Annotated in this window: 9 protein-coding genes, 1 tRNA gene and 1 pseudogene; 5 read left to right on the top strand and 6 right to left on the bottom strand. The window is 50.3% G+C overall.

Going from position 1 to position 15,168, the window contains the following annotated elements; all coding sequences use genetic code 11:
• The 5 genes from trkA to V3C10_10190 all read right to left on the bottom strand — a co-directional run bounded on the left by trkA (position 1) and on the right by V3C10_10190 (position 7,075).
• On the bottom strand, positions 1-1,359 hold the full coding sequence (gene trkA / locus V3C10_10210) for a Trk system potassium transporter TrkA (GenBank protein ID WVP64151.1): 1,359 nt from the start codon (positions 1,357-1,359) through the stop codon (positions 1-3).
• Positions 1,360-1,695: 336 nt separating this feature from the next.
• Complete coding sequence (locus tag V3C10_10205) at positions 1,696-2,913, bottom strand: glycine betaine/L-proline ABC transporter ATP-binding protein (protein ID WVP64150.1); 1,218 nt, start codon at positions 2,911-2,913, stop codon at positions 1,696-1,698.
• Positions 2,900-4,774: a glycine betaine ABC transporter substrate-binding protein gene (locus tag V3C10_10200; GenBank protein ID WVP64149.1), complete on the bottom strand. Its 1,875-nt coding sequence runs from the start codon at positions 4,772-4,774 to the stop codon at positions 2,900-2,902. Before V3C10_10200 ends, V3C10_10205 begins: the two co-directional genes overlap by 14 nt.
• Before the next feature lie 200 nt (positions 4,775-4,974).
• Positions 4,975-6,375 (bottom strand): HAMP domain-containing sensor histidine kinase, encoded by a 1,401-nt coding sequence (locus V3C10_10195; protein ID WVP64148.1) that lies wholly within the window; start codon positions 6,373-6,375, stop codon positions 4,975-4,977.
• Positions 6,368-7,075, bottom strand: coding sequence for a response regulator transcription factor (locus V3C10_10190; GenBank protein WVP64147.1), 708 nt, complete (start codon positions 7,073-7,075; stop codon positions 6,368-6,370). The genes V3C10_10195 and V3C10_10190 overlap by 8 nt, the downstream gene beginning before the upstream one ends.
• Positions 7,076-7,362: 287 nt before the next feature.
• Between V3C10_10190 and V3C10_10185 the strand changes: the two genes are divergently transcribed.
• Positions 7,363-9,045 (top strand): glucan-binding protein, encoded by a 1,683-nt coding sequence (locus tag V3C10_10185; GenBank protein WVP64146.1) that lies wholly within the window; start codon positions 7,363-7,365, stop codon positions 9,043-9,045.
• A gap of 255 nt (positions 9,046-9,300) precedes the next feature.
• A pseudogene (locus V3C10_10180) lies at positions 9,301-11,484 on the top strand (SdrD B-like domain-containing protein).
• A gap of 536 nt (positions 11,485-12,020) precedes the next feature.
• Here the strand turns inward: V3C10_10180 and V3C10_10175 are convergent.
• Positions 12,021-12,091 (bottom strand) — tRNA-Gly (locus V3C10_10175).
• 133 nt (positions 12,092-12,224) lie between these two features.
• Here V3C10_10175 and V3C10_10170 point away from each other — a divergent pair.
• The 3 genes from V3C10_10170 to V3C10_10160 are packed head-to-tail and all read left to right on the top strand — an operon-like array spanning position 12,225 to position 15,083.
• The gene (locus tag V3C10_10170; protein WVP64145.1) at positions 12,225-12,665 is read left to right on the top strand and encodes a MarR family transcriptional regulator; all 441 of its coding nucleotides are present in this window, start codon (positions 12,225-12,227) and stop codon (positions 12,663-12,665) included.
• Positions 12,655-13,986, top strand: coding sequence for an MATE family efflux transporter (locus tag V3C10_10165; GenBank protein WVP64144.1), 1,332 nt, complete (start codon positions 12,655-12,657; stop codon positions 13,984-13,986). Before V3C10_10170 ends, V3C10_10165 begins: the two co-directional genes overlap by 11 nt.
• 53 nt (positions 13,987-14,039) lie before the next feature.
• On the top strand, positions 14,040-15,083 hold the full coding sequence (locus tag V3C10_10160; GenBank protein WVP64143.1) for a ComEC/Rec2 family competence protein: 1,044 nt from the start codon (positions 14,040-14,042) through the stop codon (positions 15,081-15,083).
• Positions 15,084-15,168: the final 85 nt, after the last annotated feature.

Genomic DNA, 15,168 nt, shown 5'->3' with positions numbered 1-15,168 from the left:
TTATTTTTTCAAAATATCCCGTATATCCTGTAATCCCTTTTGTGTTGTCACGACAATAACAGTGTCACCCTTGCGGATACTATCCTGTCCTCGCGGAATATGGATCTTTCCGTCGCGGTTGATGCCGCCAATCAGCAGGTTCTTTTTCAATTTCAGCTCCATGAGGGGCACATCCGTCACAGCGGAATCCTCCTGGATGGAAAATTCCAGCGCCTCCGCGTTGCCATCCAGAATGTGATACAGAGTCTCGACGTTGCTGCCAATCGAGTTCTGCATGGCTCTTACATACTGAAGAATGTAGTCCGCCGTAATGTATTTCGGATAAATGACGCTGCCGATGTCCAGCGCACCGATAAGCTCATCAAAGGCAATCCGGTTCACCTTGGTAACCAGCTTTGCCTTGGAATTCTCCTTTGCAAACAGGGCAAGGAAGACATTCTCCTCATCCATGTTGGTCAGCGTGACAAAAGATTCGGCGTTTGTCAGCCCTTCTTCCATCAGGAGCCGCCTGTCCGTGCCATCGCCGTTAATAACCAGTGTATCCTGCAGCAGTTCATTGAGCAGCTCGCACCGCTTCTTATCCTTCTCCACAATCTTCACCTTAATGCGCATTGCAGAGAGCTGCTGGGCCAGGTAATAGGCAATCGTGCCTCCGCCCACTATCAGCGTATTTTTAACCTGGTTGGTCTGTATCCCTATCTTTCTGAAAAATTCCATGGAATTTCTCGGAGATGCGATAATCGATACCATATCCCCGTCATGGAGTACAAAATTGCCGTCCGGGATCGTCACATCATTCCCGCGCTCCACCGCTCCGATCAGGACATCGCAGCGGAGCTGGCTGTCCACATCCATGACCGTCATGCCGTCCATGCGGAATTCCGGTTTAATCTTAAACTTTAAAAGCTCTACTTTTCCCCTTGCAAAGGGATCGATCTTGATCGCGGAAGGGAAACGCAGAATCCTGGAAATCTCGGTAGCTGCCGCCAGCTCCGGATTGATAATCATGGAAATTCCCAGCTGCTCCTTGATAAAGCCAATATCGTTGCTGTAAACGGGGTTTCTGACCCTGGCAATCGTATGGCACTTGCCCGCCTTCTTGGCAATCAGGCAGCAAAACAGATTCAGCTCATCCGAGCCGGTCACTGCGATAAGAATGTCGGCTGTCTGAACTCCGGCCTCCAACTGGGTGCTGATGCTGGCTCCGTTCCCGACCAGCTTAATGGCATCAATATCTTCCGAAAAGCTGTTCAACCTCTCTCCCGATGTATCGACCATTACAACGTTATGATCTTCCCTGACCAGCTGCTCGGCCAGTGTAACTCCGACTTTCCCGCACCCGATAATGATAACTTCCATAATTTCCTCCGTGTGTACATCCAATTCAAGTCTGTACGTTTTTGTCTGGTATGTCTATTTTCCTATTATACCACCATATCCTGTTTTTTCAATAAGGAAAGAACACAATATCATACTGTGGAAACCATTTCAAGTGTCCGTACAAAAAAAGGCATAAATCCACCTGTTTCAAAGCCTCCAGGGAGCAGAAAGCGGCCGTTTCCGCACGGAAGCGGCGGAAACGGCCGACTTTTTATCACTTTGTTAACCGGTCTTAATCGTTAACTTTTCTTCAAGTTCTATTATCTTTGCCGCCGTCTGTCATGCCGCCGGCCTTCCTTACCACATTCCTTTTCATTACATCAGTGAGGAAAGTACCGACGCTTTCGATACAATTCCCACCAGGCTGCCGTCTGCTTCCAGTACGGCGATCGGATATTTCGCCTCCGCGGCGATCGGCAGGATGTCGCTGATTACCGTATCCTTCGTCGTGGTCGCCACATCCGTAACGTAAACCTCTTTCAGGGATTTCTCTTCCCTTCTCGCCCGGATGGCCGCCTCAACGTTGACAATCCCGAGGAATTTCATATGGCGGTCAACCACATAGGCCGTGGACACACCGTTGCTCTTCATCTCCCTGAGCGCATACTCCGGGGAATCCGTCGCACGGACCACGCAGGGGACGATCATGACATGTTTGGCGCACAGCACCTTTGTCATATCCGCGCTGTTGATAAATTCCCGCACATAATCGTCCGCGGGGTTGGCGCTCATCTCTTCCGGGGTGCCCACCTGAATCAGGCGGCCGTCCCTCATAATCGCGACGGTGTCTCCTAATTTAAACGCCTCGTTGATATCGTGGGTGATGAAAACCACGGTTTTCTCCAACTTTCTCTGGATAGACAGAAGCTCGAACTGCATATCTTTCCTGACCAGAGGATCCAGGGCCGAGAACGGCTCATCCATCAGAAGCACTTCCGGATCGTTGGCAAGCGCCCTTGCGATGCCGACCCTCTGCCTCATGCCGCCCGACAGGCTTCCGATCGAGGTGTGTTCATGCCCCTTAAGGCCGACCATCTCAATAATCTCCGTCGCCCTGCGTTCCCGCTCCACCCGGGGAATTCCCTTGACCTCCAGGCCGTAGGCCACATTGCCCAGGACATCCCTGTGGCTCATCAGGCCAAAGCTCTGGAACACCATGGAAATCTTATCGCGGCGGTATTCATTCAAATCCTTCTTGCTGAAGGTGTCAATCTCACTGTCCTCGTAGATTACCTGGCCGCTGGTCGGTTTGTTCAGCATGTTCAGCATCCTGACAACCGTGGATTTGCCTGAACCGGAGAGACCGATGATGACAAAGACTTCTCCCCGCTTCACCTTGAAGCTCACATCCCAGAGGGCCACGGTGACACCGGTTTCCCGGAATACCTCATCCTTGTTTTTGCCCTCTTTCATCATCTTGGCCGCCTCAGCCTTGTTGGCTCCATAGAGTTTCGTCAGATTCTTCACCTGTAAGATATAATCATTTTCCTTCTCGGTACTGGTAACGGTACCGGTAACTTTATTTTCTGCCATCCGCATTTTCCTCCTTTCTCTTAAACCATCCCTGAGTCAGGCGATCCATGAGGATTGCCACAATTACAACCGCCGTACCGGAAAGAAGCCCTCTTCCGATCTCCGTACGGTTTACACTGATCAGTACTTCCATTCCCAGACCGGAGGCGCCGATCATCGAACAGGTAACTACCATGGCCATGGCCATCATCAGCGTCTGGTTAACGCCGGTCAGAATGGTCGGAAGAGCCTGCGGTATCTGGACCTTGAACAGACACTGCATCTTCGTCGAACCGAAGGAACGCGCGGCCTCGACCACCTCCGGATCCACCTGCCGGATACCGTGGCTGGTGAGCCTGATAACGGGTACGATTGCATAGATTGTCGTCGCAATAACGGCCGGAGCCTTGCCCAGTCCGAAGAACAGGGTTGCCGGTATCAGATATACGAATACGGGCATCGTCTGCATCGTATCGAGAATCGGCCGGATAATCACATTCGCCTTCTCACTTCCCGATATCAGGATTCCCACGGGAAGGCCAATCAGAAGTGAAATCACCACCGACGCCAGCACGATCGACAGCGTCTCATACATCAAATCCCAAAGTCCTATCACTCCCACGAGGAAAAGCAGGGCGGAATAGATAAAACCGTTTCTCAGTTTGCCGCTCAGCTTGTATCCGCCGAAGAAAACGATCACGAGCAGAAGCCACCACGGAATCAGGTTGAGAATGGCATTTAACACATTAATAAGTACGTTGAGCCCGTTCCTGATTGCCTTAAATACGCTGGCCTGGCCCGCAAATGCTTTGACGGCGGAATCAAAGGCGCTTACATCAATCGGAATGACGAACGGGAATTCAAAGAAGTAATTTGGCTTCTCTTCCACCAGGCCGAGAGCGCCCTTTACTTCGGCCGCCTTATCTTCCGGCAGCCACTGGTCAATAAATTCGCTGTGTTCGGTTAAAAACCACTTCGCCGCTTCGCCGTAGTCGGCGCCCGTATCCTGCATATACGCAAGCGCTTCCGATGTCAGGGCGCTGCTTGTCTGATATTTCTCAAGGAATTCGCAGAACTCCGGTTCCGCTTCATAGAACTGGTTGCTTACGCCAACGGTGACGTCGACGGAAGGACAAGCCGTCTCTCCGGCTTTAAACTTCTCCAAATCCACATATGGCGTATCTTCCAGAAGCACCAGATCGTACTTACCCGTCAGCCAGGTCGGCTCCCAGTAATATCCAACGATTGGATCGCCCTTTTCATAAGCTGAGGTGAATGCCGCCGAGAGCGCCGAGTCGGAGCCGGGCTGGAAATAATTGTACTGACTGTCGAGACCGTTATACTGCACCTTCTTCTGCATAACCTCGTTGATTTCCCATCCGGGAATCGCTCCGTAGATGCGGCCTTTTCCGGGATTCTCATCATCCGGGAATACGTCGGCATATTTCTTAAGGTCCTGTACTGTCTTCAACCCCGGCGCCATCGGTGCAATGCCGCGCTCGGGATCACCTTCTATCACATATCTTGGTACATAGAACCCCTGGGTATTATCCCCGAAGTTTGTTCCCAAATCTTTAAAAAGCCCTGCATCCCTGTCCTCGTGATAGGTTGCCAGGTTGTCGGTCCACTCTTCCATATTCACGTCAATCTCGCCGCTCTTAAGCGCCTCATGCATGATTGGAGTGGAACCCGGCATCTCAGTCCAGGAATAATCAAAAGCAGACTCCGCCACCAGACCCGCCACCGCATTGTGAAACCGGACACTGTCCCAGCCTACATCGGCAAATACAATCTCTTTCGATTTTGTACTGCACCCGGCCAGCCCTGCCCCTAAGGTCAACACCATTGCCAGAACAGCAGCTACCGTTCTTTTCTTCTTCATGTAACCCCTCCTGTCTGTCAACTTTTTGTAATACTCTTCTGTTTCTGATTCTTTTATAGTATAACAGCTATTCACTGAATCCGCAATGTTTAGCTAGCTAACAAATTTTTATTAACATTTTCTTAAGACATTTTTTTAGAAATTGTTAGAATAATTAAATTTTCAGAAAATATACTCGCATCTCCGTATTTAATACCTTTTCAGCCGGAAGAAAGAGTCCGGACGCAGGATTCTTTGTCCGCGGCGGGCTGCTTAAGCGCATAGTTCTGAGCACTTTCCGCGCTGTTTTGCAGAACAAAGGTCAATCGGATCCGATATATTTTTTCCGACTCCTCCACCTCGCAGCATCCGCCCATGGCCTCCATCATTTCGCAGATATTCCGGACGCCGATGCCTACGCTTTCCACCTGGGATGTGTCGCTTTGCTTCGCGTTCTCAAACAGGAAGCCGCAGCCGTCCGGACCGTAAAATACAGACAGTTTCACCGGCTCCCCGGCGGAGGCGTACTTAATAATATTGGAGCTGATATTATCGAGGATCCTGGTCACGTATTTCGGATCAACGGATATCTCCCTGTCCTCCCAGAAAAGGGAAGCCCGGACGGTAAATCCGCTCTGTTCCAGGCAGATGCATGTCTCGGACAGGATGTCGAAGAATGCGGAACGGAAACTCTTCTGTTCCAGAGTGACAAGCTCAGTCTTCTTTTTCTGAAGGGAGTATTCCAGAATACAGTCGGCCATGTCTTTGATTTGATGTGCCTTTACATCGATTTTCCGGACCCATTTCTGCATCTGTTTCCGATCGGCGTCAATCTCATTTTTGAGGATCTCCGTATAGATGAGAAGCGCCGTCAAAGGAGTCCTCAGATCGTGGGACAGACTTGTGATCATGGACTGGTTGAGGCGGATCAGCTCCGTCTCCTGGCGGATTTGATCGCGGATGGAGCGTCGCATATTGTCCAGTCCCCTGGCTAACACCGTCATCTCATCATTTCCCATAATCGTGATGCGGTAATCCAGATTACCACCCTCCAGAATCCCGATCTCCGCGCTGAGGGTCCTGATATACTTCATGGAACTTCGTATCCCCGCCATGATAATTCCGGTAAACAGAAGGAAGGAGAGAAAGAATTCGACAATCAGCGCGTAATTGAAGAACTGGTAGGTATACATGCCCGTCAGGAAAACCTGCGCCGGTCCGTCCTGGAAATCGACGACCTTGTAGGATTCCCATTCATAAAATTCTCCTTTTACATGGAACTCCGGGTTAGCTTTCATATAGGGAAACTGTGAATCATAGAGCAGGATATGGTCACGGTAAATCTGCATCCAGACTACGGACTGGCGGTTCACCCATTCGGACAACCGGTCCGAATCCATGGAGGTGAGCTTGTTTTTTTCCACATAGCTTCTGAAATCATCAACCCTCCTCTGGTTCTCCCGCTCCATATAATTTGTTTTTTCAAAGTAGGAACGCAGCATAATGCTTCCGCTCCAATTGAGCAGAAGGAAAAAAAGCAGGGCGGCGACAAGCGCGGCCGCCAGTAATTTCAGGAAACGGTAATAGATCGTATCTGTTTTCGCCAGCTTTATTTTATTCATCAAACCGGTACCCCTTTCCCCAAACCGTCGTGATGGACACGGGGTTCTGCGGATCTTTCTCAACCTTTTTTCTGAGGTTTCTGATGTGCACCATCACGGTGGCGTTGCAGGAATAGAAATACGGCTCGCTCCAGATGCTCTCATAGAGGTTCTGGGCGGAAAAAATGCGTTTCGGATTCTGCATCATCAGAAGCAGAATGTGGTATTCAATATCGGAAAGGTTGATTTCCACCCCGTCCACAAACAATTCATTGTAATTTTCGTTAATACGGAACCGGCCCGATTCAATATACCGTTCCTCCGTCCGTACCGTTTCCTCCTCCTTGCCCCGGTAAATCTGGTAACGCCGAAGCTGCGCCTTCACTCTTCCAAGCAGCTCTGCATAGGAAAAAGGTTTTGTCAGATAATCGTCCCCTCCCGCCATCAGGCCAATGAGTTTATCGGATTCCTGGGCCTTTGCCGTCAGGAAAAGCACCGGGACAAACGATATCTTTCTTATCTCTTCACATGTTTTCAGGCCCGAGATGCCGGGCATCATAATATCTAATATGACGAGGTCCGTATCGTCAGCCAGAAGCCTTAATCCCTCCCAGCCGTCGGCGGCTTCCGTAATACGGTAGTCTTCACTCTCCAGCAAAATACGGATCCCCTCGCGGATATCCTCATCATCTTCTATTACTAAAATGTTTGCCTTACTCATGACTTTCTCCCTCCATCCGGCAGAGCCGGAAAATATGGCTCCGAGCCCGCCACAGGGATTGTATCATAACCAATATTTACGTTTTTCAATTTTTTCTTAACATTTCTGTACATACTTCCTACGAATTTTTTACTTTAGAATCATTAAAAAAGGTTTTAGAAACGGTTAAGATTTGCACGGTATGATGAAAACATCTTGAAACCGGCGCAGGTCAATGCGCAGAAGCACAGCGGCCAAAAGCCGATTTCAGGAAATTCAGAAATACAAAAAGGAGTGTGCATTTATTAATGAAAAGACAAACAAGATTAGTCCCCATGCTCGGGGTGGCAGCAATACTTGCCATGGGCGCTTCCATGACGTCTTACGCCGCCGGGTGGGAAAAAGATGATTCCGGAGTCTGGCATTATTATGATTCGGATGACGACATGGTGACCAGTGAGTGGAGAAAAGACGGTTCCAGCTGGTTTTACCTCGATGACGAGGGCGACATGCTGACCATGTCCTGGGTTGATGATGAAAGCTACGTCAACGAACGGGGCATGAGACTCGTTAATTCCTGGATTAAGGTATTATCCGGCGAGGGGGATGATCCCGGCGAGGACGGCGATTACTGGTACTACTTTGACAGTAAGGGCCATAAGCTGACATCCACTTCTAAAAAAATTAACGGGAAAACGTATTATTTTGATGAAGACGGAAAGATGGCGACCGGATGGTATGAAAAGGACGGCAATGTCTACTATCTGGGTGATGAGGACGATGGTACCAGAAAAGACAATCAGTGGCTGTGGCTGGAACGCCCAAGCAGCGAGGATGATGACAACAACAGCGCCGCCAATGCCCTTGACTGTACGGACGACAGCTCAGACCCATGTGACGACGAGGGCTGGTACTGGTTTGGCGCCGGCGGTAAGCTGACAAAGGACGCCGAAAAAAAGAAAATCAACGGCCGTTACTACTATTTCAATGAGCACGGCCAGATGCTTTACGAGTGGGTCAACGACAGAAAGATTGCCGGAGCCGCTCCGGCCAGCCAGCCGAATGCAAGCCTGGATGGAAATGCGGCTACGCCTGGTTCCTCCCAGATTGACCATATGCTTTATGCAAACGCGGTTGAGGAAGGATGGAGAGCCAACGGCTGGTACGAGATCAGCGGTTCCATCGATACGGAGACCGACGATGACTCTTACTGGTACTACTTCAAAGACGGTAAGGCGAAACGGGCGGATTCTTACAAGGATACGCGCGTCAAGGACGACGACGGCCTTGTATATGTAAAACGGATCAAGGTAGACAGCGACAAGATGGGCAAACAGTACTATGCATTTGACGAATACGGCCGCAACCTGACCGGACTTCAGTACTCACCGGATGACAAGGGCTTCTATTACTTCAATGAAAACGGATACCCGGTATTCGGAAAAGTTGCAAACGTAGACTGTGACGACGACAGCTATGAATTCCTTTTCAATACAAGCAACGGCAAGAAAGGCCAGGGCTTCAACGGAGAAAAGAGCGGTTATCTTTACTTCAACGGCAAGAAACTTACCGCAGATGACGAAAACCGTCTGGTCTTCTACAACGACAAGATTTATCTTGTAAACAGCAAGGGCAAGATTCAGAAGGGTAAGAAGGGCTTTAATATTGAAAACGCTTCTATCTCTGAAGATAAAGTGGCGGTAGCGTTTAACTCCGATGATTCCGTTAAGTCCATCACTCTGGACGAAGGCAAGGGAACAACCTATACGGCTGCGGAACTGCTTGAGAAAACCTTAAGTATTGATTCAACAACAGGCGACTATGTTGATGAGGACGGAAAATATGAGGATTCCTATGTGACGATTCCGTCCATCCAGCTTTACGACAACGACGTTTACACCTATCGTTTTACTGCAAAGAAAGACGGCGGTTTCGAGGCTGCCGAAATGTGGTACGACGTACATGAAAAGCTCAATAACAGATGGAAATAAACCAGGTTTCCTGAATGTTTGTACTCTTTTTGAAATCTTTTTGAACGCGGGGCGGGACTCATATGGGTCCCGCCTTTGTGTTGCCCGGAAGAAACGCGGGAACCGGCTTATAAACAATCCTTAACTCCGTCGCATATAATATATTGTCAGCAGTATACGCAAATTTTTGAGCTATTACTAAATTGACATTAATTTCAGTGTAAATGCAGTTTTTATCCATTATATTATACGAACCTATCAGGAGGTACAAATCATATGGCAACTATATCCGGCAGAGTGATTTTCGACAGGGACCGAAGCGCCGCGTTTTCTTCGGGCGATTCCGGCCTTGCGAATATCCCTATTGTTCTTCAAGATATCGTAACTACCGCCAGGCTGACCGTTTTAACGGATGCCAACGGAAACTATTCTTTTATCAATGTGCCGAACGGCGATTACCGAATCGTGGAATCCTATGGTACGCTGGGCGGTGTTCCCACACCGGGAAACTTTACCGCTGCGGCTGCGGGGAGTATCCCCCAGGGCGTTAATCCCCCCATCAGCTCCGCCGCCAACCCGCCCCCCGGCTCAACCAATCTGGATTCCGTCACTCCGGACACGCTTCTCGTCACGGTATCCGGAGCCGATCTGATAAACCGGGATTTCTTCAACGGCCCTGTTATTTATACACCGGTTCAGACCCTTCTGGATCCCTGTGCCGCCATTACCGGCGGAAATCTGATTGATGCAGCCGACAACGGAACCTTCGGCACCTTTCCTCAAGGTACGCCGGCCAACACAGGCGCGCCTGTGGAACCTTATCCCGGCGTCACTCCGGATTTCACCTATGTACTGCCCAATCCGGACACTTATACCCCCGCCGGCGGGGAATATACCGTGCAGAACATTATGAACGACGCACTGAGCGAGGTGATTGGCGCATGGTGGCGGATCGCAGACCATACCGCAGGCAATGAAACCGGACGGATGATGGTGGTCAACGGCTTTAATCCGGGCGCTGTTTTCTTTCGTGACGTGGTTACGGTGACTCCGAATACGAATTACCTGTTTACCGCGTGGATACTGAACCTGTTCAAGGTTACAGGCTACCCCAATCCCGAGCTGGGTGTCCGTATCCTGGATCAGAATAATAATATACTTTATGATGCAACGCTGGGTGTGCTCATTCCACCCAACCCAAACGCCCCGGAATGGAAACAGATTGGAAGCGTTATCAACTCCCAGGGCAACACCAGCCTGACGGTCGAATTCCTCAGCGAGGGTCCCGAGGTGATTGGCAATGATTACGCAATCGACGACATTGCCCTGAATGAAATTATGGTTCCGGAGTTCATACCGGTCAAAACCGTCAGTGCACCGGTTGTGAACGTCGGGGAAACCGTAGAATACACGGTAACTCTGACCAACACCTGTGAGAACCCTCTGACCGAGGTCTTTTTCCGGGATGCCGTTCCGGACGGTCTGTCGTTTGTTCCCGGCAGTGTGACAATCAACAGTATACCCGATTCGACGGCTAACCCGGACATCGGATTTTTGCTGCCCAATGTGCCCGGTGGAGGGACCGTCACTGTCAGGTTTGAGGCCAGGGCAGACTTTATACCAAGCCCTAACCCCACCCTGAACAGTGCGGACGTCACCTATTCCTATACGCCTGTGGAGGGCGGAATTCCGCTCATTTTCAGGCCGGGTACCAACGAAGTGCCCGTGGAGATAGTGGCTGCTGAGGCCGATATGGCGGTGGTGAAGACCGCAAGCCCCACCCCCGTATTACCGGGCGGAATCCTGACTTACACCATCACCGTGTCCAACCTGGGGCCTGATGCCGCGGAGAACGTAGTCCTTAGCGACGCGGTTCCCGCCGCCATCCTGAATCCGCAGTATTCCGTCAACGGCGGCGTCTTTCTGCCATGGGCCGGTTCTCTGAACCTGGGCGCCTTCGACGACGGAGAGGTGCAGATTATCCGGATTCGTGGAACCGTCAGTCCTGGTGTCTCAGGCCCGTTTTCCAACACGGCCGTTGTGTCATCCACTACCCCGGATCCGAATCCGGAGAATAATACCTCCACTGTGGAGGTGGCCATCGGTGAAGCAGCCGATCTGGCGGTGGTAAAAACAGCCAGTCCAAGCCAGATCACTCCCGGGGGAGAACTGACCTATACCATTGCCGTGTCTAACCTGGGGCCTGATGCCGCGGAGAACGCAGTTCTGACCGACGCGGTTCCTTCAGCGCTCACCGGCGCGGAATTTTCCGTCGACAGCGGCACTGCCTTCCTGCCATGGCCCGGTTTCCTGGCTTTAGGCACACTTGCCCCCGGAGAAACGCGGACGATCCTGATCCGTGGAACCATTACCTCAGGAGTCTCAGGCGCTTTGACGAATACGGCAGAGGTAACCTCCACCACCCCGGATCCTAACCCGGACAACAACACCTCCACCGTCGTCACCCCGATCCGCGGCCCCAGAGAACAGGCCGTCAGCGACCTGATTGAATCCGTGGCTCTGGAGGAGGCCGGCCTGGCTCACATTCTGAATGCGGAGGGCGAAAAGCTCCAGCGGATTATCGCCGACCCCTGCGTTACCACTAATCTTTTGCTGCAGACCAATAAGTCGGTGCGTTCCATGACCGACGCGATCACGATGCTGGAGATGATTCTGTCAAGTAAAATCGGCCTGTTTGAAGACTGTCTGTGCCCTGATACTTCAAGTGCGGATTAGCCGCCCGCTGTACGGAGGAAAAAAGCCGGCCGGTCTGTTCCTGGAACTGTGCCGGCCGGCCTTATATAAATAAATCAAAATATAAATTTCTCCGTTCGAATGGGAATTTTAGGAGATGGTAAAACGGTATTGCAGCAAATAGAACCAGTAAGGCAATACCCGGAAAAACCATATTTACCCGTTTTTCAGATAGATATACAAAAATGGCCCTCCAAACCGGAGCGCCATTTTTGTATTAAAGTTTGTCGATACTTAATTAAAGCAGATAACGGGAATCGAACCCGCCTTTCCAGCTTGGGAAGCTGGCGTTCTACCAATGAACCATATCTGCATTACAAAACTCATGAGGCTATTATATCACGATTTCAGAAAAAGTCAACGAAAGTGATTGACATATATTTTTTTTAGAAGTAATATAGTTAAGCATATTTAATTAAATTTGTCAAACTAAAGGAGTTTAAAAAATGGGAATCACGGAAAAAATGAACAGCTTCTATTATCATATGTCCCTGTATGAGCTGCAGCTGATGAATGGAAGCGATTATTATAACGGCCTTTCCTACAACAGCCTTCTCTATATCAATGTGATTGAACAGACGGAAAATTGCACGGTCAGCAGGCTGGCCGAGATGCTGCATATTACAAAGTCGGCCGTCACCATTAAGATTAATGAGCTGGTGAGGCAGAAGATCGTTCAAAAGGAACAGAGTACATTCGATAAACGTGTGTACTACTTAAAGCTCAGCCCTGAAACGGGTGAACTTATGAAAAATTATGACCGGATCTTCCAGAAAGCGGAAGCCGAGCTAAGAAACAAATATACGGAAGAACAACTGGATCTGTTTGGAGATATCCTTGAGACCATTTCCGGATATAACTGGAGGAAATTAACCGATGAACAATGAACTGAACAGGGACATCACCCTGAAATCAATCCTTAAATTTACCCTGCCGTCTATCTTTATGATGGTTGTAATGTCACTCTACACGATTGTTGACGGAATTTTCGTATCGCGCCTTGTCAACACCAACGCATTTTCCGCCGTCAATATTATATACCCGCTGATCAGCGTGGTTGTCGGCCTGGGCACGATGTTCGGAACCGGAACCACGGCCATCGTTTCAAGGAAGCTGGGGGAAGGACGGCAGAAAGAAGCAAACCAGATTGTGACCTTTATTATCCTGTTCACAATCGGGCTGGGCATTGCTTTTTCCGTGCTCTCCTATCTCTTCCTCGGGCAGATTATCCATCTGCTGGGCGCCAATGACGCTGTTTTTGATTATTGCCGCGACTACGCGCTTCCCATTGTCCTGTTTCTGCCCTTCAGCCTGCTGCAGGTGCAGTTTCAAAGCCTTTTCGTTGCAAACGGAAAACCGGGTATCGGCCTTCTTGTAACACTGGCCAGCGGGCTCGCCAATGTGTTTCTCGATTACTTTTTTATTGCGGTCTGCCATATGGGAGTGGCCGGCGCCGCCATCGCAACGGGAATCGGTTACTTTATCGCCGCCGTATTCGGGCTTTACTATTTTGCACGCCATAAAGAGGCACCCCTGCATTTTGTAAAGCCGAAGGTTTCTATTCCAAACCTGATCCGGGCAATGACAAACGGCTCCTCAGAGATGGTCAGCAATCTTTCCACCAGTGTCACGACCCTGTTATTTAACATTATTATGATGCGTCTGGTGGGACCGGACGGCGTTGCCGCCATATCCATCCTTTTGTACCTTGACTTTGTGCTCATTGCCATAAACCTGGGCTATTCCATCGGCGTGGCCCCGCTCTTCAGCTATAATTACGGCAAGGGCGATCAGAGCAGACTTAAAAAGCTGTTCCGGCTGAGTTTTTATTTCTGTACAGGCGTTGGCGTTATCATGACCGTGGGAACGGTTCTCTGTGCCGATCAACTCGCCGCTGTTTTCTCACCGGCCGGAAGCACGGTGTACGAACTGGCACGGACGGGACTGCGCATTTTTGCCATGAGCTATCTGTTTAAAGGGTTCAGCATTTTTACATCGGCGCTCTTTACCGCCTTTGGCAACGGCACCCTGTCGGCTGTCCTCTCTTTTATGCGTACGCTTGTGCTGCTTGTATCGGCTATCCTTCTGTTTTCTTCCCTCTTTGGGATCACGGGCGTCTGGTTCGCCACCCCGGCCGCCGAGGCTCTCGCCTGCCTCCTGGCTGCGGCGCTGATCTGGAAGTACAGAAAGGTTTACAGTTATCTGTAAATCATTTATACTAATACGGCTTATTATTTTGATGGCACCAAAGGAGGACACAAATGACGAAAAAGAAACGTAATGACCAAAAAAACATCAAAAAAGCTGCGTTTATCCTGATTGCGCTGCTCTGTCTCTTCGGCCTGCTGCCGGATTCCATTTCCGGAAGGATTACCGGAATCCTCAGCCAGGATTCTGATTTCCGCAGCGCCTATACCGCAGTCTCCGAGGCTGTTTCCGACGCAGCGCCCGGTTCTCTTCCGGGTAATCATACCGGATCGGGGTTCAACCCGGATCGGGCAGACGGTTCATCGGCCGGCGGTGATGACCTTAAGTTTCCGGATGGAAGCAGTCTGGAAATGAATTTTCTGGACGTCGGCCAGGGATTGTCTATCCTGATCAATGCGGACGGGCATTTTATGCTGTATGACGGCGGAGACAGGACAGCCTCCTCCTTCGTGGTCGCCTATCTGAAGGATAAGGGCGTCACCGGCCTCGATTATCTGGTTGCATCCCATTATGACGCCGATCATTTAAACGGACTCGTGGGAGCGCTCAATGTTTTCAATACGGCCCTGATCCTGGGACCGGATTACGAAACCGAGACAAAGATATACGGTTCATTTATCAACATGGTTAAGGAGCTTGAAAAAGAAATAAAACATCCGACGCCGGGAGAGCGTTATCCCCTGGGAGGCGGATATTTTGAAATCCTGGCCCCGCTTTCGGACCGGTATGACGATGTAAATAATTACTCTATTGCAATCCGTCTCGTCTATGGAGATACCTCATTCCTCATCATGGGAGACGCGGAGAAAGAAAGCGAAAAAGAAATGACGGAATACTGGCCCGATCTTTCGGCAGATGTACTCTGCGTCGGTCACCACGGCTCCCCCACTTCCACCGGTGATGAACTCTTAGACAGGGTGAATCCATCCATTGCGGTCATCAGCTGCGGCCGCGATAATTCCTACGGCCATCCGGGCAAAGCCGTACTGGAACGCCTTGAAGAACGTGATATTACAGTTCTGCGCACCGATGAATCCGGCACCATTACCATCACAAGCGACGGAGCCGGACTCACGGTCTCCCCACCCGCTTCCTGATGGAAACAGATATTGTTTATGTACTAATATTAGCAGAATATGGACGCATCAGCGGCTTCATTCCCGTCTGCCGCTGTGCGCTCCT

Source organism: [Clostridium] symbiosum (assembly GCA_036419695.1).
GTDB classification, from domain to species: Bacteria; Bacillota; Clostridia; order Lachnospirales; family Lachnospiraceae; genus Otoolea; species Otoolea symbiosa_A.
Note: the sequence above shows the minus strand (reverse complement) of the source record. Positions and strands in the feature narration are given on the sequence as shown.

Coding starts and splice junctions, on each gene's coding strand:
- trkA (WVP64151.1), bottom strand. CDS start 1,359: ATGGAAGTTATCATTATCGGGTGCGGGAAAGTCGGAGTTACACTGGCC.
- V3C10_10205 (WVP64150.1), bottom strand. CDS start 2,913: ATGGCAGAAAATAAAGTTACCGGTACCGTTACCAGTACCGAGAAGGAA.
- V3C10_10200 (WVP64149.1), bottom strand. CDS start 4,774: ATGAAGAAGAAAAGAACGGTAGCTGCTGTTCTGGCAATGGTGTTGACC.
- V3C10_10195 (WVP64148.1), bottom strand. CDS start 6,375: ATGAATAAAATAAAGCTGGCGAAAACAGATACGATCTATTACCGTTTC.
- V3C10_10190 (WVP64147.1), bottom strand. CDS start 7,075: ATGAGTAAGGCAAACATTTTAGTAATAGAAGATGATGAGGATATCCGC.
- V3C10_10185 (WVP64146.1), top strand. CDS start 7,363: ATGAAAAGACAAACAAGATTAGTCCCCATGCTCGGGGTGGCAGCAATA.
- V3C10_10170 (WVP64145.1), top strand. CDS start 12,225: ATGGGAATCACGGAAAAAATGAACAGCTTCTATTATCATATGTCCCTG.
- V3C10_10165 (WVP64144.1), top strand. CDS start 12,655: ATGAACAATGAACTGAACAGGGACATCACCCTGAAATCAATCCTTAAA.
- V3C10_10160 (WVP64143.1), top strand. CDS start 14,040: ATGACGAAAAAGAAACGTAATGACCAAAAAAACATCAAAAAAGCTGCG.